Source organism: Paraburkholderia phytofirmans PsJN (genome assembly GCF_000020125.1).
Lineage (GTDB): Bacteria > Pseudomonadota > Gammaproteobacteria > Burkholderiales > Burkholderiaceae > Paraburkholderia > Paraburkholderia phytofirmans.
The window spans coordinates 3,018,450-3,037,145 of sequence record NC_010676.1; the positions used below are offsets into that span (position 1 = coordinate 3,018,450).

Genomic DNA, 18,696 nt, shown 5'->3' on the forward strand with positions numbered 1-18,696 from the left:
CTCAACGTCTATGAATGCTGCGGTTAAGCAGCGCGTCGAAACGAAAACGCCCTGAGTGCCCAGTTGTCTCGCAACGCCCAATGGTGTCAATAGCAGCGGTCGCTGGCCGGCTCAAGGGGACTCGGGAGGTTGTTGATCCGCGCAGGAAGGTTCTTGTTTCGGTGGAGTTTATGGGGTAGGTTCTCGCAGCCGTTTCGTGAGTGCTTGTGAAGGAGGCGCATGCGCACGCGCTTGTGCATGGCGCCTCGCTTCGTTGATGCTTTTGGTTCACCGCTATCCGTTGATCAGTGCCGCACGGGGACCAAGTGCTGCGTTTGCGTTTTTACGATCGATGCGGTTTTCGCGGGCGTTCTCTTCCGCTTTGCGACGTTGACGGTGGATTGCGATCCAGTCGCGATCTTCGATGCTTCCGCGAGAAGGCGTGTTGCGTGGCTGGCCGTGAGGCGAGATTGAGAAACGCCTTTTGCATCGAGTGCGATCACCTGGAAAAGCTCGCGGTCGTTTTCGAGGTCTTGCTGATATTGCTCTGCTGTGTCGACAAGCAGCTCAAGCATGGTCTGGCGACGGCGTCTTTCGTCGCTCGTGATGGGAGAATTCCTACATATCGAGGACGCGAGTGTGATCAGCGTGTTCAGTTGGCTCAATTGCCGGTCGCAGAAGTCGAATGCAGACAGGGCGAGTTTTTCGTACTGGAGTGCGTCGACAGGTGGGCGTGAAGCGGGTTGACTCTTGATGGACTTGGTCATTTTGCGATCTCCCTGATGCTTACTCAGATCGCCCGACACTCGCTTTGGGAAGTGGGTGAGCGGGCACGTAGCGGGATTGGAAGACCGTGATCGTAACGAAACGGCGAGCCTCGCGGCTCTCCCACTACGACCCGCCCATTGAAATATAGACGTGCAGCAGTAGACGCACGCCCCGCCTGAGCGGGTGTGCGGTTACGATCGCTGGCTTCCAAACCAGGCCGCCGGGTGTTTCCCGATGGCTTGGTGATTATAAATGAGGTGGGATTATGAGAGGGTAATTGGCCGGACTAACGGCGTGATTAGCATCATTAGACAGGCCAACGTGCCGCGCGGGTCCGATAAGGCTTCTTCTCGGGCCGTAGACTGGATAAAGTGCGGCGCGCGAGGTGAACTCGGGCTCCGGCAGGAACAGCGCAAACGCTTAGTAATTGACGCGCAGTCATAGCCGCGACGCGTGCCGACACGCTGACGCCTACTGTGACGACGGCCAGCCTCAGCCGGTTCCACTGGATCGAATCGAAATGAAGGCAGGACCTGCTTCCGAAAAACGGAGCTGTGCAAGAGACTGGTGTACCTGCACAAGTACTGGTCGTTGCTAGTGAACTACACAGTAATCGCGCGATTTCGCACACCCGGCTTTCGGGATCCAGCCTTTACGCTCAGGCCCCAGACTGCTCAGAAAAACCAAGCCCCCATTTCCATCTTCCATACAAAATCACTTGACGGGGATGAGGCTTGACTTGAGAGCATTGCCGACTTCCGGAGCGACAGCTCATCTACCAGGATTCGCAATCCGAGCCCGCAGTTATTTAGTCGAGCAGGTTATCAGCGTATTGTCTTTAAAAAGCGTTGCTATATTGCGGTTGACCCCAGCGCAGTCGTTCTCAGAGGCCGGAAGCCACGTTACCCTGCGGCCTGACAGATAGCCAAATAGTGCTCTGGTAGACCATTCAGCGGAGAATAAGCTTCCAGCGTAATCAAAAGAGCGCTGATGCACCAGAGTATTGTCGCGCCAGGACATTGATGTCTTTATAGTTATCGGCGTATTGGAAGCGGAATTTTGCTCGGCTTCATCGATTAGTTTCTTTGCGAACTGAAAATCTAGATCCTGCTGATCTCGCCGTATATTAGTCATGTCCATATACAGCAGCGCTTGACAACTGACGCAAAAAACAAGTAATGCAGTGAATATGTTTTTGTATTTTTCGCTGCGAATTTGCAACGGTCCGCCAATGAACAGCGCTCCAATTATCAAAGACACGGGGCTTAAGCTGCGTGGAGTCGGCCAATAAACTTGAAGTAAAATATTGGTCGGATTCGGAAGCATCAATACTGTTATTGTTAGAGATAACATAATCACGGAAATATTCCGCACAGACGACATTTTGCAGACGCCGATGATGATGAGCGCTGCAAAGACCCCAAGAAGATAGAATTTACTGTAAAAATATCCATATAATGGACTATTCGGATTCAATATTTCTTTTATGCTGTCGAGATAGTGAGTGACGTTTGCGCGAGCGAAGCCAATTCCAAACGGTCGAAGAGGGTAGTTAGCCATCGATTCAAAGTTCATGGCTTTCATGAACTTGTTGGTCGCGAGATACAAGAAAATCGAAAATACCACCGAAATTGCCACCGTCAAGGCAAACAGGACAATTTTACGTATATCAATCGAATCGAGCTTTCCGTCTGCGGCGCGCAATAACACGATTGCAACAGCAGCAGAAGTTAATAAATATGGGTAAATTTGATAAAACCCCGTCGCTAACCATCCTGATGCGGTTAGGACAATTAGTCTGATGGCAATAGGGCGTTCCGAGCTGGCAACATACAATGCTAGCGCGGCTAGCAAGGATCCGGCGCCAACCTGTATGGAAGCATACGAGAATTGATATACATCAAACATACAGCCGCACAGGACGAAAGCGCAGAACGGAATTACTATTTCCGCGATGTTTAATCTTAGCCGAGCCGCATGAATTATTGCTATAAATAGCGCGGGAAGTCCAACAATAATGCTTATAAGGCTTATCGAAAGGAATTCTAACGGCCCAAAGCCAACAGTCCTTAATAAGGCTGCAGTCGCGGAAAACATGAACCTGCCATTTGAGCCTTGATCTACTACGATGTACTGCAGCGGATCCACAGCGTTGCGAATGGCTATGTCGTCGATTGAATAAATCCAAACATTAGGAAGTACTACTATGCTCGTTATTAGCGCGAGTAAAATCCAGATCGCAATAATGTCTTTTTGTGTGCTTATGGCGCGATTAAGTGGTGCGCGTCCGGCAATGGAGGAAGTGGTGTTGGTCAGCATCTGTATCTAGAATTGTCAGTCTTGCTTTATGCTGTCTCAGCTATGGGACGCGGTAGTTCGGCGGTCCATGGCGAGCGATTGTTGTATTGAAAACGCAGCACCATGGCAAGAGTCAAAACAACAAAAATTTGCGAAGGGACCACAAGCCGGAGCGAGCCACCCCGCGATTACATCGAATTTTTGATGTATTGTATGCGGAGCCATCGCGATTCGGTTGTGGCGGTCGATCAGATCTAAATTATTGTTAGCATGGATTAAATTCAACAAGCTCTTCTGCGATTAACAATGAATTTAGAGTATTCGGTCAAATCTGAGAAGTCTCAGTTTTTTTAATAATCTAACTGGAAAGTAATTCAGAATCTTCTGGGTGCGTGCGACTTCTCGATTCATCTGAGCATTTAATTCCTTGTAGGCCTCCGACAATTCCTGAAAACTTGCAGTGGTTTTGTCGTATGACTTTGTCAACTCAAGCAATTGCTCGTCTTTCGCCAGCATTTCGGATTGTCCGCTGCGCCACTGTGCTTCCAACCAATTTTTTCCATCGATGACCTGTTTGAGGTACGCGGTTTGTTCCAAAAACTGGGTTTGAGCTGATTTCCATTCGTTTTCAAGCCATTGCTTTCCTTTAAGCAGATCTGCGACATAGCCAGCAAGATCACTTTCAACTTGCTCACGGAATACGGCGGGCTTCACCGACAGTTCGTCGAGGTTGCTAGCGGCCACCGCTAGTCGGCCGGCCAACGAAATTACAGACGCAATTTCGCGTACCTCGAATCCAGGAGGTAGCGTCGCGTAAGGCGATTTCAGATGTTGACCAATCGCCGTTAAAACTTCTCTAAAATTTTTTCGCCAGACCGAGTCGGCCAATTCAAATTCTCCGCTTGCGGCATGAATCATTCCCAACAAATAAGCGGCGTTTGCTGACTTCGTAAGAAGCGTAGGACTATACTGTATTACAGATGCTTCCAGAACAAGCTCTAGATAGCGCTTCGCGCTAGCTCGTTTTCCAGTGGCGAGTTCAATTAATGCTCGAACATAAGCTAGCGACACCTGCCAGCGAAATGCATTCGGATTTACGTGCACCGGATAAGAAATATATTCGTCTATAGCGTCTATCAAGTCTTTCCGTGGCAGGTCAATTCCGCTATCGAGGGCGATATACGCAAGCGCGCACAGTGCAGCGCCTCGGTCGGCGCTCCTGCTGGTTGCTCGTTCGAGAGTTTCTTTGGACCATTTTTCGCGCAATGTATCTTTTTCGGTCCGCAGTCCAATGGAAACCATCGAGCGAAGTAGCCAAGGGTTCTCATAATCGCGTGCGAATGCAAGTGCGTTGCCACTGGCAGCTTGTTCACTCTCCGAAAAAGCACGTTCGATGTAAGGGACATTTTCCCCGCCTATAGGAGATTTACAGGCCACAGCGAGCAACCATTCGGCTTCAACGGGGATGTCGGCGGAATTCGGATCGAGTTCTTGAAGTGAGCGCGGTCGGGCGACCCATTCGCAGCCCGAGCCGGGTTTTTTTATGCGGTCCGCTGTCTGGCCAAACAACTTTTCTATTTCGAATTTTCCACCTAGTTCAGAGAGCAATTTCTTGCGATCGTAAACGTGGAGATGGAATGGATTCGGATCAAATCCGCTTTCGTCGCTCCAATCGTGAGGGACGCTGACTATCAAGCGTCCACCGGGTGTCAGGATGCGATGAAATTCGTTAAGTAACGCGACGGGGTCTTCAACATGCTCAAGCGTTTCGAAGCTTATAGCGGTATCAACGCTATCGTCAGGAATGTTCCCCAGGCAATTCGGAAGATATCCCTCGGTGAAGATTATCTTATCGGCAGCGCCAAAGTTAGAGGTCGCATAGTTCACCCCATATGCGCTACCGTCGATACCAGTGACCTTTGTGCACTTTGTTAAATTGTGGACGATATATGATCCATAGCCAAGACCACATGCGGCGTCGATAACGATGTCGCCCGGTCGAATATAGCGACAAGCGAAGTTGTAGCGATCGACATGTGCGTCTGAGCGACTACCATGTTCTCGTAACATATCCATATGCAAGTCGCGCTCCTCCCGCAGCGCTGCCAATGGATAAGTTGCGTGTGCGAGATTTGGAATCTTTTCCAGCGGGATAATGAACGTCGTGTGATCGCCGTTTAAGGACTCGTATGGATTGACCGTATAGAAATGCGGATGCTTGCGGAATCCCGCCTCGAAGCATCTGGCTTCCCACCACGCCCTCCCTTCACTTATCAGTTGCAGGTGTTCACCGTCTGGTGGCACGCTTGCAATCTTTAAAAAAAGAGAGCGTCGGGTGACCCGATACAATTCCTGTAGGGCCGCAGGGACATCATTCGGAGTAAGGCATTCTATACAGTGAACAGAAACCAGCGTCTCGAAGGACTCGTCAGCGAACGGCAGTGCAAGAACCGTCCCTTGCGAAAAATAGCCCGGCAATCTGTCGTTGTTGCGCGAAACGACGACGTCAGATATGTCGATTCCGCTTGCGTCGATACCTCGTTTTAGAAGTGCGGCTACAAGATCGCCGTTACCTGCCCCGATGTCTAGGACGCTTCTCGGGCCGCAGGTCGTCGAAATTAACGTGGCGACCTCATCGAGGCTAGTATTAGGCTTGCCGGGACGCTCGACATTACGCCAGAAATCGTTGTGTTGAGTTCGATAGTCGGTGAGTTCGTCTTCTGATCGGGTCATGCGGGGGTCCATTTCTCCTGCGTTCCTTGTAATCTGTACCTTTCGAATATAACTCATTTGCCAGATGAAACTTGTGGATTTCTCGACGTAACAGTGTGTCGAACAGCCTCCCTGCGTGCGCGCAAGATATCCTTGACCTGGAGAGCAGAGCATGTTGCATTTCAGGGACGACCAGAGCTCCAGGGCGACCTGCGGCCGAAAGTGGTCGACAACACGAACGATGCCTAGCGTACGTCGTCGGCGCGCGCACTAATCGGGCCCGTTCTGGTTGTCCTATCGCTGCTACCAGATCGAGTAGGACTGAGGCAAGAACGGCTCGCCGGACCTCGCAACGGGAGCGCATGTGCTGATGGTGACATCCGGTTCTTATCAAAGGCGATCGAAGCGCAGGAACGTAATCCGCGTATCTTGCGGTCTGCCTTGATTCTCGTAGCGTTCATATGCGTATTTTTCATATGCGGAGAATGTAAAGCCCAGCTTTGCCATTATTAGAATGTAGTCCTCCGCATTACGATTGAATACAGGGGGACTGCCATCACGCCGCCATCGAGTATCCATCAATTCGGCAATAATCACCCGCTCGCGGCGTTTGACCACCTCTGAAAGAAGCGGACCAATCGCTTCATCTGAAACGTGAAGCAGAACCGTATAAATTAATGCTGCGGGCGCATCTGGATACTGAAGGCCGTGATCCGTGATCCTAAGGTTGTGACCTGGAAGTGATCGACGAGCTTGCGCAATCGCATTAGGATTTATGTCAACCCCAAGGTATTCATTTTTGTCAAACAGCGAAGCGATTCGACCTACGCCGCACCCGACCTCCAACACGGGGAACTTATCACCAATCGACTTCCGAAGCGCCGCACGAACGTCGAATCCTTCGGGAAAATCAGTGCCAATTTCCGGCTTAATGTGCCTCGTTCCCTCCGCAATCCAGAATCCTTCTTCAACCGTACGCCAAAGTCGATTTTTCAAGCGATCCTGAATCCCATCCTCTGTGTACGTGCGAGCGCTGACATTGAGTGCGCGGCCATCGGCCTTGGAAACTCGCGAAGCCTGCCAGTGTTTTATGACAGGCGACACAAACTCGCGAGCATCCGAAATCTGAAGGTAAGACCTTGGCAACCAGACTGTCTTCAGAGAAATGACACTGCTTACATCACACCAAGCGGAACAAAGATGCTCCTGATCCCAAGTGGCCGGGTCTGCTTCGCAACGAAGGATCCATTGTTCTAACAGCTTCCGGGCGTTTTCAGACTTCCCGAAATACAAAGTGCCTGAGGCGAACTGCCAACCCTGTTCGTCATTCGTTTTGCCATGCCACTTATGAACACCGAAATCTGCGTTGACTGACTGGAAAAGAGACGGATTAGCTTCAATGGTCGCGTCGGCATCAATCCACACAACCGGAACATCCGAATTTCCCCAGCATTCGAGGATGAATTTCGCCTTATACGCGCAATTCAACTCCCACGCTCCCATACTGTTGATTTCCTTAAATTCATGGTCAACCCCAAAGCGCTCAAGAGTACTTCGCAATCGTGCCGCGTGTTCGGCATATTCATTGTCTCCCGTAAAGAAACACACGACTTTATATTTCGTCTTCCCCTTGCGCGCTGGAAGGGTGCCGAATACGTTCGCGAAAGATCGCCCCGAGGCGGGGTCGCGTCCAATGAAACCAACCTGATTCTTTCCCTCGGGCGGCGGTGCCCCATCGATAGCTAGCGTGGCATCTCCAAATTGCCGAAGAAAGTCCACCTCAGGCCTGAAGTCCTCGGGCCATCGATTGGCCCCACTCGTGAGTTCTTGTATGGACTTCAGGATTCTACCGTGGGAGAAGCTGAGCATAGCGCGGTTTTAAGGAAAGTTGCGATGCGCTGCATGTTACAACATGCCCACGGCTATCATGGAAGCGATTCAATATTACACGTCGAATGAACTTTTACTTGGAAGTAGCTTGCGATGAATTTTTTGTCAGGCGCAGGCTCGGTGAATGGCCACCGTTCAGCGACTCTGTTGTCGACCATCCTTATGAGGTTGAGGTGATTCGCTTGCCACATTTGGCCCAGACCAAGAAAGGATGGAATATCTGGCGGGGCTACCGAGTCTCCGCCGCGGGCGCTGCGTGGGCGTGCTGGCAGAAATGGCACGAATCGCTGTACGCGCTCGATAACGAGTGGCATCACCTCTCACACCAAACGCGGATGCAGTTCGAATACATTGCCGGCGTCCACCTCGATCGGAGGCCGTTTTCGCTGTCCTAGCGCTACTACCAGATCAAGCAGGACTGGGGCAAGGATGGCTCGTCGGGTCTTGCGACAGGAGCACACGTGACGACGGCGACATATCGCTTCTGAAGTGCAGAAAGGCGACGCTGGTAATATGCGCTACGTGTCTATACCTTGAAGGGTTTCCGTGTCGCCAACTTCTGACCGCAATCATGCGCTCGACGGCCTCCGCGGTGTTGCCGCAATCATCGTCGTCTTGTCGCATGCGGCACTCTTTTTCTATCCGGCGCTCCACGGTATTGGCGCGGCTTCGAATTTGGAGAGTGCGGTTTTCAGTTCGCCCATTCCGATTCTTTATGCTGGAAATTTCTCGGTATGCGTATTCTTTGTATTGAGCGGATACGTTCTGTCGATCAAGTACTCGCTTACCGGTGACGACACGCTGGTTCGTGGCATGTTCGTAAAACGATACTTCAGGCTTATGCCGGCCGTCCTTCTCGTGTCGCTCATCAATTGCGTACTTATGAAGCTTGGCCTTATGCATAACCAGATCGCCACCTCAAGCGACTGGGCACACTCATTCTTTAACATGCCGCCTTCCCTTATAGACGCGACACACGAAGGCATGTGGACCAATTTCGTTTCTGGCGCGTCTCTGCCTTCATATAATCCACCAGCATGGACCATGCGAGTCGAATTTTTCGGATCTCTGCTTGTATTTGCAGTCTGCCTTCTTGCCAAAGGAAACCCTTTTCGTTGGCTCGTGTACATACTTGTTATGGCCGCCATGTACGCGACAACGGACCGGACGGGCGTATGCCTTTCATTGTTCCTTGTGGGGATGTGGATAGCTGAGATGCCGGCCAGATCCCTTTCGAATTCAGCAGCATTCGTGCTGGTGGCAATGTCGGCGTATCTCGGTAGTTACCATCCCGGATCCGCTTTTCATCAACCGATAACTACTGCCATCGCGTGGTTGCCGATCAGATGGCCTCTCTATGTAGTCAACGCGATCGCCGCTACACTTGCCTTCTACTCTGTCCTTTGCAATGCCGAAATCGCCCGCATCTTTGAGCGGTTCAGTGAACTCGGCAGGCGCTCATATTCGTTCTACCTTCTGCACATCGGGATATTCTCCAGCGCGGGGCTTTGGCTATTCAGTTGGCTTGCAGATCATTTCGCGCCACGCCCATTGGCAGCTGGCGCGAGCACCATTTTTACGATCTTGCTTACTTACCTTATAGCAGGTCCATTTACCACATGGGTCGATGAACCTGCTATTCGAGGATCAGGCGTAGTCCTTCGTTTTCTATCGTCAAAAACCCAAACGCGTAAGACGAAAGATGTTTACGAAAGCTAATCTGATGGAGGCTGGCCGCCTACCTCGAACCATTGCACGCCGGCGCTGATCTGGTTGAGTAGTCCGTTCGTGCCCTTGCCAGACGGCGGAACACTGCCTGCCGTTACCGCCAGAAGCGTCAGCGGAGGAAATCCTTTCTGATCCGGAGGAATCTACTCGGCGGTCGATGACTATCAGCACTTCTGCGGACTGCACCGCCTTGCGCCGACAAATGAGTGCGAGGGAGGGTCATAGGGAACGGCGCGACCTCTCGCGCGATGCCGTCGTCGTCTAGCCACGACTGAGTCGTCGCTTCAACACCAGCTTAGGCCGCTATTTTGCGCTGCGTGGGTCGGCGAGCGTGCGCCGCCCCGACTTCCATACGTTACAATTGCCGATCTTACAAGTGCCGTCGCATTTGCAAGAACAGACCTATGAAAGGCCTTCGTAAATATTACGTGATACTAGCTAATGCATTTTGCAATCAAGGATTTGGGCGCGAGCTTAATTCGATGGCGCCTCTGGATGCTACTTGGATGGCTCGAAATTCGGCAAAGATATGCCCGTTCACGGATCGGGCCATTTTGGCTGACAATCAGTACAAGCGTCATGATCACCTCGATTGGTCTCGTTTATGGGACCTTGTTTGGGCAGAAGATGGGGGAGTATCTGCCGTTTCTTGCCGTGAGCATTATTTTTTGGACGATGTTTTCGCAGATAGTTACCGAAGGCTCTCTCGCTTACATCTCTAGTGCCACCTATATACGTCAGATTTCAACTCCAAAAACAGTATTCATCCTCCAAGTCGTCTGGCGCAACATAATCATCTTCGGCCATAACTTGCTGATAATTGTTGTCTTGCTTATTGTCTTTGGCGTTAAAAGTTATACAACACTGCCGCTATTTCTACCGGGTTTTGTCTTGTTTTTGCTTAATGCGGCGTGGATCGCGATGGTGGTAGCTCTTGTGTCTGCTCGTTTCAGAGATCTTCCGCAGATAATCGCAGCAATGATCCAAGTTGCTTTTTACGTAACACCAATTATCTACAAACCAGGATCGCTGACGCGTTTCCGATGGGTTGTTGATTATAATCCGCTGACTTACATGATGAGTCTGGTTCGCGACCCGCTAACTGGGGTGTTTCCAAGCGACATAACGTGGGCGGTCGGTATTGCTCTTGCGATCGTCGGATGGAGCTTTGCCTTGTTTGTCACGGGACGATATGCTAAGCGAATTCCGTATTGGGTTTAATGATGGCACATATTCAGCTAACCAACGCTACGCTCGACATACCAATCTATGGTGTGCAGGGGCGCTCACTGAAAAAACGGATTGCTTCGTTGCGGAGTCGCGGTGCCGAAGTTAACAAGCGGCCCGACACTGTTATCCTTCGGGCAATAAACGATCTCACGATCTCGATCAAGGCAGGCGATCGTATCGGTTTGATCGGCCATAATGGGGCGGGGAAATCGACGCTTTTGCGTGTAATGGCAGGTATTTACCCGCCAACAGCGGGCTCAGTGGAGACCGAGGGGAAGTCTGTACCGCTTTTGGATATAAGTCTGGGAATGGACGAGAACTCGACCGGATGGCAAAACATGCGCCTTCGGGGTCTCCTTCTGGGAATGGGAGAGGATGAGATCAATGAAAAGCAGAGTGAAATAGCCGCGTTTTCTGAACTCGGGGATTTTTTGGATTTACCGATTAGAACGTATTCGACGGGTATGAAGGTAAGGCTCGGATTCGCAATTTCCACTGCGGTTGACGCGCAAATTTTGCTACTTGACGAGGTTATGGGTGTAGGAGATGCGTCGTTCAAAGATAAGGCCAATAGACGGCTGGCTGAACTTCATGAGCGATCCGAAATTGTCGTGCTCGCTTTGCACGACAATGCAACCATCCGAAAAACTTGCGATAAAGCTCTCTGGATGGATAAAGGACGCGCCAAAATGTTCGGTCCGGCGGAGGAAGTGCTGGAGGCGTATGAGGCTAGCGTTAGCCAATCGACGGCATAGGCCTAGACGGTCTCCTCCGTTAGAGCTGTGTTGTCTTACGCGTAGCTAGTCTCCTCGACCGCATCCCGGGCGGCACGCTGTAGGAATGCGTGATGGCGCCTACCAATCATTCGGCGTAAAAAGTCAGTCGGCCGGGGGATGCAACCGGCTGCAGTCGTTTGACTGACAAGGGAAACCGGCTTCGTCCGGATCGCATGTGTCGATCCGGGTACCACTTTGTGGACAGCACCCTGATTAAGAACCTCAATGTTCCAACTCCAGTCTTCGTAGCCAATTCCGCGCACTAGATCGGTCCCACAGTATGGCGTCCGGCGTAAGAAGCTGGTGGAGACGAACGCTAAGGCAGTCCAAGGATTGATGTACGCAAGCGTCGATAGATCGAACCGCGGGTCGTCCATATCGCGGTGTAAGTAGATATGAGGGCTCGTGCCGAAATATACGTTGATTTCTGGATGCCAAACTACTTCACGCTTGCCGTCTTCACTTTCAGCCGCAGCATAGGCATCGGCGATCCAACTGTCGGACCAAATATCGTCTGCGTCAAGAAAGCATATCCATTTTCCCGAAGCTAATACAGCAGCTTCATTTCGCGCATAACCTAGATCGCCCAGGAGGACGATCTTCAGCTCTATGTCCTGATGCATTAATGCAAAGCTCTCGAAAATCTCACGAGTAAGCTGGTCCGGCTTATCTAATATGGCGATCAACTGAACCGCAATGCCGCGCGCACGCGCTACCTCGGCATTTCGCGTCAAACTTCTCAGTGACGACAGGGCCATCAACCCTTCTTTGTGGCCGTTGATCACGGCAGTGATGTCAAAGTTCTGCATGTTGAGTCAGTCCAGGAACGATGGGGATTCACATATTGCCGAGTAGAATTGCGACCAAGAGTGCGTGGTGCGAACATGCGCGCGCATTGCTATTCCCTTTTTAGTCGCTGACGACGGCTGGGATTTGATCTCTTCGAGTGCCCGAATGTATCCCTCGGCGGACCGATAGTCGGAAACGCACCAGCCAGTATCGTCTGTCACGAGTTCTGGCACGCCGCCAACAGAAGACGCGACAATTGGAATACCAGTTAAGGCTATGTCAGCCAAGGTCAGCGGTAGCCCTTCCCACAAGGACGTGAATAGAAAGGCGTTGTAATCTTCAAGAGGCAGATTAGACGTGGAGCTGAACGGGCCCATCAAACGCAAATTGGAAAGGGTGGCCGCCGCCGCTTCCAGTTTTTCCGTCCAGGCATCATCGCCGTAGCCAAAGACATCAAACGAGAATTCGTGCGCTTGCGTTACGATTTCAATCAGCAAGTCAATGTTTTTCTGTTCACAGAATCTTCCAGCCCAAATGACTGCATCCCTCGTTGCCGGTCCCCCTTGATGATCGCGATCGGCTTCGGTTGACATTGGCTGACGGAGCGTGGTCATTTTCGCTTGAAGCGACGGCGGTGCTCCATATTGATCCACCAGCTCGTTGCGAAATGAAGTGTTGTCAAAATAGACGCGTTTTAGAAAAGGGAGAGCCTCACGAAAATGCGAGTCAGCGTAGCCAGCAGCACGTCCATCGGGAAGGTAGTCGCGACAAAAAAGGTATGCATATATATCGGTTGCGCTGGAAAGAGCGCCGCCCTTTTTAGCCGTCGCTTCCCATAAGGCGCCGCTGTTGACATTCAAGACGGCCTTAGGTCGCATAGCCGTTATCAACATTTCGACAATCTTGGCGCGATCCGATCTGGACAATTCTTTGTCGTAATCTGAAATCACGCAAATGTTTGTTCCCGCGGGAAGCCAATATTCAGCCTCTCGCCGATCGTGGTCGGTAAGCAACAGAAGGATTGAAGCCTGACCATGCTTTTCTATCGCCGCTCTGACAGAGTTGCATGCGGCGAGGTCCGCCCCGCCCTTAACAAGCCACGGAATCGCAATCACATAATCGAAGGGCCGCTCCAAGCTTGCGAACAGTTTCTGCCATGCCCGAAGGACAGGCGACCCGCGATTGCTGTGATTGATGTACAGCGATTCCGGTTCGAGCAACCTATTGTCGAGCAAAATGCTGGGCTCAATAGCTCCTGCTTCCGCGATCATCTTGCGGGCGGCTTCGAAGATAATGGGATTCGGCCCACTTTCGAAACCGCCTGCCTTTCCGTGATCGATGTAATGTATTAGCGGATTGATGCCCGCCTTCAAGACATCGGGACATTGGTCCGCATACCATCCAAGATCAAAGGTTGGATTCGGGCGTCGACCTTCGCGCCAACCTTGATCCATAAAATGGTCGAGCGGATCGATTTTTGCGACCGCGATATCGGCGTAAGTATCCAGGTAGTATGTGGCGCTGAAAAGACCCGAGTCAGCTACCTTTTTGCGATCGCTCTCTCGAATATTGCGCGCGCGTCGCACTCCCGCAGAGTTTGCATCGGTTGTCTTACCGCGCTCGGCGCTCTCGATTATCTCAAGAGAGCTACCTCGTCCGTCCCGTGCTCGCGCCGCATCCGGGGTCGCTGTGCGACCCTCAGCCTCTCCAAACCTGACGTAGTGAACCAGTGGATTGATCCCGGCGGCCACAACGTCGGGATATTTGCGCAGATACGCTGCACTATCAAAATTTGGGTTTGGATTACGCCCTTCAAAGGCTCCGTGCGCCAAATAATGTTTAACCGGGTCGGTTTTGGACGCGGCCACGTCCTTGTTCTGGCTCAGGTAGAAACCTCGATCAAAGTGATCGCTCCTTTCCAGAATTGCCCTATCCCGTACGAAATTCAACACACGCGGGATGGCTCCGCTTATTGCTGACTTGCCGGTGAATTTCGTCCGGAGCGTCTTAATCCAAGAGTTCATGAGGCGATTGTGAAATCAATTATATATCCGATGCTACCGTCGGGCTATGTTGCGTTTTGAATTTCGCCTCGATGATAGTCTCTTTTTCAGTGAACACGTTCCGGCACCGCTTCTATTGCCCTTCAAGCCAAATCCCTCTTGAACGTCGGACGAGAGCGCGTCGTGCGATTCGGCTAAGGTGGTTGGAGCCATTGAGTCATCAGCGTCGAGGACGTGCGAAAATCGGGCGCAACTAATCACATCATTATTTCGTACCCGTTCAACTTTCGACTTCTCTGCTTGAATAAAATGGAATTTAATATTTGAGCGAAATGACGCTGGTGCTTTATCAGGTCGATCAGTTGATCGGTTGTCTGCAACAATAAATTCGATGTCGTGTAATCTCTGCGTCAGAGCGTTGATGACACTTTGCTCAACATGCCGAGCTTGGCTAAACCGCGGGATTATGGCGCTTATGGTCGGCATCTTCAAATCACTGTGGTGTCACAGAAAGGGATTCCTTCAGGTATGCAAGGCATTGTGCCATCCCTTGAGCGAAGCCGATCTTCGGGCGCCACCCAATCAAATGGTAGGCATGGGTGACGTCCAGAACATTCACGTCGACGTCAAATCCTCGCGATGGACTGTATTGAACTTTTATTTTCCTCTTGAGAATTCTCTCAATCGTCAAAATTATTTCGTTCAAGGATATTCCTTTTCCGGAGCCGACATTCAATACAGGCATCGCATTTTCAAATACTGCAGCGTCTGTATTCATGAATCTGGAAAATGCGTCAATCGCATCGTCTATGTAAAGGTAGTCCCGAACGATATCCCCTTCGCCCCAAATATCGATGGTTTGTTGCTTAACGGCGCGAGCTGCAAATATTGTAGCCGCGCCTTGATTTCCGTTAATATTTTGTCCCGGCCCGTATGGGTTGCTGAGCCGCATAATTCTCGCGTCCACTTGCCATTGCCGGCGGTACACGTCTAAATAAGTTTCGGCGGCGAGCTTCGCAGCGCCGTATGCTCCTAGGGGACTTCGGGAGTGGTCTTCGTCGATCGGTATTCTTGTCGGCGTCCCGTAGACCGCTCCACCCGATGATGCAAAAAGGATCTTGGTGTTCGGTTGTTGCCGTATTGCCTCAAGTAGGCGAACGGTCCCCAGCAAATTAGTTTCGAGGTCACTCAGGGGAGCTTTGTTAGCGGATCCAGGAACGGTCGACCACGCGAGGTGGAAAACTCCGTCACAACCTTCAATCGCGCTCTGCCACTCCGAAACAGATGCAGTGAGCGGGCACGCCACTTCACAATCTCGAATAGGGGCCGCTGAAACTCCGGCCCTAACGATGTGGCCCTCGGCGCGCAGGCGTGCGGACAATGCCGTTCCCAGAAACCCGCGGGCGCCAGTAACGAGATAGGTTTTACGGCGTAGCACTTTTTAGCTTCCGTCGGCCAGATGGTAACTTTGGGTAAGGTTGGCAACATACCACAGATCCTCGATAAGGCGGACGATTTGGTCGCGACCGCCTGCAAGTTGTATTTTGCGAGCGACGAACGGGTCCATTGTTAAAGGAAAGTTTCGCGCTGCGACTGGCGAATATAGCCGGCATGGATCGAAATCAGCAGACGCTTAATCTGTGCGACATCGGCTATCGAACAAAGCGGCCTGGCGCGCGCACTGCCTGTCGATGCCCCAACCGATGCGGCCGATCTTTTCGCCAAAACACGTAACCATGCTTTTTTACTTCAGCACGGGGGCCTTTGAAGATATAAATTACTCACTTAACAGTGGCATGAAGCGGGGAAGCGTTTTTGCGGATAAGGGCGGTCTATACCATACTCAACCCACCAGTTGTTTGCACAAGCTGACCACACGGTTTGCGAACTCTCATAGAACGCCGCAATCTGCAACACCACTTTCGATCAAATCTCTCCTCATTCCGCATAAAGGTCTGAAACAAACCCACGAGACACAAAAAGTATGATGTCAAGCAGTGCATTCTAACGAGCATTTCGTCGAAATCACTCGCATTCAGTGGATGCGCTGTGGGTCACCGAGAAGATTTGCTATGCATTGGATTTACTGCAGACGTTTTGTCGGAGTTCGAGATAACCAGAACGCGATTGCTTACTGATCTCAGGCTTGCAGGATCATTTAAGGACGTACGTCGACTGAGATCATTGGAACGCGCGAGGTTTTATAATTTGAGCAAACAACGCCTTAAGATATACAGGCCGCGTGGCAGACAAATACATGCCCTAGCTGGATCGATGAGAAAGCATATTTGATCAACGGCGCTGGCCGAGCCGATGCTTGAATGTCGGCAAAGACAAATCAATCACTTTTTAACTCGAGGCCAACGATTGACGATAGCTTGTCACAGACCGCCGCAAAACAACAAGACACGACGATGGATGTCCGTCGTTACGCTTCAGCATACCAAGGAGATCTCCCTTCACGCAAAGCGTTTGGGGCAGCTTCGGACGATACAGCGCATCAGTTCGTACGTTTAGTGAGCGTGCTTCTGCCCGTACAGTGGCGCCACGCGCTAATGCGAGCGGCAAGGACGTCGCCTACAACCAACCCGCGTATCAATGAGACCAAATAGGCATTCCGTACCCCTTCTAACTCCCCTCCCGCTCATCCGGCATATGCCGTCGCATAAAAACGTCGATGTCATCCACGCGCGAAGAGGCAAACGCCCTCACCACCACAACACCCACGATACCCAAAACAACCACAACAGCCGGAATCTCGAACAAGGTCATATCCACGATAAACCTCCTCATAAACCAGGAGCAGCCACGGCGCACCACAACATCGCCGCGGCCACACCTCACACTTCCAGTCTACGAAGACTGACCTTGCCCACCAAACGAGCATTTTTCATCGCTATGTGAGAAATACTCGCCATAGCGCCAATCCAGCGCCACCGCTTTCTCAATGCCGCTCCGGATAGCGCAACCTCGAATGATTGCGTCCATAAGACATGTAAATAGTCATGCCGATCACAAGCCACACAACAAGCCGCACCCACGTGACAAGCGGCAGCCCGGCCATGAGCAGCAGGCAAAACAAAATCCCCAGAACCGGCACGACCGGCACCCCAGGAACCCTGAAAGGACGCGAAGCATCCGAGTCACTGCGCCGCAAATAAATCACCGCGCCGCACACAAGAATGAACGCGAACAAAGTACCGATACTGACCATCTCTCCCAGCACGCTGATCGGCGTCAGCGCCGCGACAATCGCCACGACCGAGCCAATCAGAATCTGGCTCAAATAAGGCGTCTGAAGACGCGGATGAACTCGCGCGAAAAGAGGCGGCAGCAAACCATCTGTCGACATCGTGAAGAAAATGCGGCTCTGCCCGTACAGGAGAACGAGAATCACCGTGGTCAATCCGGTCAACGCGCCGATCTTGATCAGAATCGAGAACCAGTTCAAGCCGATGGCATCCACACCCTTGGCGATCGGATCAGGAACATTCAACTCAGCGTAAGGCACGAGCCCAGTGAGCACACCTGCAACGAGAATGTACAAAATCGTGCAGATGATCAGCGACCCCAGAATACCGATCGGCATGTCCCGCTGCGGTTTCTTCGCTTCCTGCGCCGCCGTGGAAACCGCATCGAAGCCGATGAACGCAAAGAACACCACGGCCGAGCCGCGCAGAATCCCGCTCATGCCAAAGTTACCGAACTCGCCGGTATTCGCGGGAATAAACGGATGCCAGTTCGCCGGCTTGATGAAAAACACGCCGAGCGCGATAAAGGCCACCACCACGACAAGCTTGACCGCCACCATGATGTTGTTGAGCCGCGCCGATTCTTTCGTACCGAGCACGAGCATGGTGGTCAGAATCGCGATGATCACTATAGCGGGCAAATTGACGATGCCCGTCGCGGTGGTGCCATCGGCTAGCTTGATGACGGTGCCGGGTGCAGTGGCTAGAACAGGCGGGATACTGATGCCCACGTTATGCAGCAAGCTGACGATATAACCGGACCATCCAACCGCGACCGTGGCCGCGCCCATCGCGTATTCGAGGATCAAGTCCCAGCCGATGATCCACGCGAAAATTTCACCCAGCGTCGCATACGTGTACGTGTAACTACTGCCGCACACCGGCAACATGGCAGCCAATTCCGAATAGCAGAGACCGACGAACGCGCACGCAATGCCGCCGAGCACGAACGACAAGACGATGCTCGGGCCCGCGAATTGCGCGGCGGCGGTGCCCGTCAGAACGAAGATGCCGGCGCCGATGATGGCGCCGATACCCATCGCGGTAATGCTGATGGCGCCGAGTGATTTCGATAGTGAATGGCCTTCATCCGCGTCGGCGCTTCCCACAATATCGGCGACGGATTTTCGTGCCATGTAGCTCGTATCAGCCATGATGAGTCGTCCCGTTCAATTGGTGTTGGCCACGAGCCGACTCGGCTTGCTTCGGCTCGCGGAGCACGACAAAAACATCTGTTACTGAAGACTAGCGGGTAAGGTAGGGAGAATGGAA

At 51.9% G+C, this 18,696-nt stretch carries 12 protein-coding genes; 3 read left to right on the plus strand and 9 right to left on the minus strand.

Going from position 1 to position 18,696, the window contains the following annotated elements:
- Positions 1-284: 284 nt before the first annotated feature.
- The 4 genes from BPHYT_RS33175 to BPHYT_RS33190 form a co-directional block, all read right to left on the minus strand.
- Positions 285-746: a hypothetical protein gene (locus BPHYT_RS33175; RefSeq protein WP_012428498.1), complete on the minus strand. Its 462-nt coding sequence runs from the start codon at positions 744-746 to the stop codon at positions 285-287.
- An 805-nt stretch (positions 747-1,551) separates the two neighbouring features.
- The gene (locus BPHYT_RS33180; RefSeq protein WP_012428499.1) at positions 1,552-3,066 is read right to left on the minus strand and encodes a glucosyltransferase domain-containing protein; all 1,515 of its coding nucleotides are present in this window, start codon (positions 3,064-3,066) and stop codon (positions 1,552-1,554) included.
- 291 nt (positions 3,067-3,357) lie between these two features.
- Positions 3,358-5,778: a methyltransferase domain-containing protein gene (locus tag BPHYT_RS36815; protein ID WP_167315786.1), complete on the minus strand. Its 2,421-nt coding sequence runs from the start codon at positions 5,776-5,778 to the stop codon at positions 3,358-3,360.
- 369 nt (positions 5,779-6,147) lie between these two features.
- Positions 6,148-7,536 carry a class I SAM-dependent methyltransferase gene (locus tag BPHYT_RS33190; RefSeq protein ID WP_167315787.1) on the minus strand — a complete coding sequence of 463 codons (1,389 nt, stop codon included), beginning with the start codon at positions 7,534-7,536 and terminating at the stop codon, positions 6,148-6,150.
- A gap of 657 nt (positions 7,537-8,193) precedes the next feature.
- Here BPHYT_RS33190 and BPHYT_RS33200 point away from each other — a divergent pair.
- From BPHYT_RS33200 to BPHYT_RS33210, 3 genes are all read left to right on the plus strand, one after another.
- A complete protein-coding gene (locus BPHYT_RS33200) occupies positions 8,194-9,366 on the plus strand; it encodes an acyltransferase family protein (protein WP_012428503.1) in 1,173 nt (390 codons plus the stop codon).
- Positions 9,367-9,816: 450 nt separating this feature from the next.
- Complete coding sequence (locus BPHYT_RS33205) at positions 9,817-10,596, plus strand: ABC transporter permease (protein ID WP_012428504.1); 780 nt, start codon at positions 9,817-9,819, stop codon at positions 10,594-10,596.
- 2 nt (positions 10,597-10,598) lie between these two features.
- Positions 10,599-11,360: an ABC transporter ATP-binding protein gene (locus BPHYT_RS33210; protein WP_041759362.1), complete on the plus strand. Its 762-nt coding sequence runs from the start codon at positions 10,599-10,601 to the stop codon at positions 11,358-11,360.
- A 35-nt stretch (positions 11,361-11,395) separates the two neighbouring features.
- Here BPHYT_RS33210 and BPHYT_RS33215 read toward each other — a convergent pair whose 3' ends face one another.
- From BPHYT_RS33215 to BPHYT_RS33230, 5 genes are all read right to left on the minus strand, one after another.
- Positions 11,396-12,190 (minus strand): glycosyltransferase, encoded by a 795-nt coding sequence (locus BPHYT_RS33215; RefSeq protein WP_148225179.1) that lies wholly within the window; start codon positions 12,188-12,190, stop codon positions 11,396-11,398.
- A 6-nt stretch (positions 12,191-12,196) separates the two neighbouring features.
- Positions 12,197-14,194 (minus strand): glycosyltransferase family 4 protein, encoded by a 1,998-nt coding sequence (locus tag BPHYT_RS33220; RefSeq protein ID WP_012428507.1) that lies wholly within the window; start codon positions 14,192-14,194, stop codon positions 12,197-12,199.
- Between the two features lie 472 nt (positions 14,195-14,666).
- A complete protein-coding gene (locus BPHYT_RS33225; protein WP_012428508.1) occupies positions 14,667-15,611 on the minus strand; it encodes an NAD-dependent epimerase/dehydratase family protein in 945 nt (314 codons plus the stop codon).
- Positions 15,612-16,801: 1,190 nt separating this feature from the next.
- Positions 16,802-16,951, minus strand: a complete 150-nt coding sequence (locus BPHYT_RS38870; protein ID WP_167315788.1) for a hypothetical protein — start codon at positions 16,949-16,951, stop codon at positions 16,802-16,804.
- Positions 16,952-17,117: 166 nt separating this feature from the next.
- A complete protein-coding gene (locus tag BPHYT_RS33230) occupies positions 17,118-18,578 on the minus strand; it encodes an amino acid permease (protein ID WP_012428510.1) in 1,461 nt (486 codons plus the stop codon).
- Positions 18,579-18,696: the final 118 nt, after the last annotated feature.

What these genes read in the sequence shown, in the direction of transcription:
- BPHYT_RS33210 (WP_041759362.1), top strand. Translation starts at nt 10,599, where the DNA reads ATGGCACATATTCAGCTAACCAACGCTACGCTCGACATACCAATCTAT.
- BPHYT_RS36815 (WP_167315786.1), bottom strand. Translation starts at nt 5,778, where the DNA reads ATGACCCGATCAGAAGACGAACTCACCGACTATCGAACTCAACACAAC.
- BPHYT_RS33230 (WP_012428510.1), bottom strand. Translation starts at nt 18,578, where the DNA reads ATGGCTGATACGAGCTACATGGCACGAAAATCCGTCGCCGATATTGTG.
- BPHYT_RS33205 (WP_012428504.1), top strand. Translation starts at nt 9,817, where the DNA reads ATGCATTTTGCAATCAAGGATTTGGGCGCGAGCTTAATTCGATGGCGC.
- BPHYT_RS33175 (WP_012428498.1), bottom strand. Translation starts at nt 746, where the DNA reads ATGACCAAGTCCATCAAGAGTCAACCCGCTTCACGCCCACCTGTCGAC.
- BPHYT_RS33220 (WP_012428507.1), bottom strand. Translation starts at nt 14,194, where the DNA reads ATGAACTCTTGGATTAAGACGCTCCGGACGAAATTCACCGGCAAGTCA.
- BPHYT_RS33180 (WP_012428499.1), bottom strand. Translation starts at nt 3,066, where the DNA reads ATGCTGACCAACACCACTTCCTCCATTGCCGGACGCGCACCACTTAAT.
- BPHYT_RS33215 (WP_148225179.1), bottom strand. Translation starts at nt 12,190, where the DNA reads ATGCAGAACTTTGACATCACTGCCGTGATCAACGGCCACAAAGAAGGG.